This is a genomic window from Catenuloplanes japonicus (assembly GCF_000717135.1).
Taxonomy (GTDB): domain Bacteria; phylum Actinomycetota; class Actinomycetes; order Mycobacteriales; family Micromonosporaceae; genus Catenuloplanes; species Catenuloplanes japonicus.
Genome location: NZ_JNXY01000102.1, coordinates 1 through 385 on the forward strand (window position 1 = coordinate 1; position 385 = coordinate 385).

Consider the following 385-nt stretch of genomic DNA (forward strand, 5'->3'; position numbering starts at 1 on the left):
AGACCCCCGCTCCGACGCGTGCGCCGAGTCCGCAGCCGGAGGTGCCCGGCGCGTTCCCGGACGGCGCCGAGCCGGGCGACGTCGAGGCCGGCCGGCCCGGGTCGGACAGCACCCCGAAGTCGATGGACTCGTGGGTGAGCGAGCAGTTGATCGCCGACGGTTTCCTGTCCAAGAAGGGGCCGGGGAACGCGATGCAGACGCTGAACCACCGGCGTAACAACGGCATCTGGGTGCCGTTCGAGCGTTCGTCGAAGACCGGTGTCGAGCGGGTGTGGGTGCGGTATTCCGCCCGGCCGGTCGACGGCGCCGAGCCGACGTATCACGGCAACACGGCCGAGATGCGGCTGAACACGTCGGTCGACTCGTTCTTCCGGCACGAGAACGT

General features: G+C 69.9%; 1 protein-coding gene. It reads left to right on the top strand.

What is annotated here, in order from left to right; all coding sequences use genetic code 11:
- The coding region (locus tag OP04_RS48170; RefSeq protein ID WP_033346821.1) for a hypothetical protein at positions 1-385 on the top strand (385 nt) is incomplete at both ends.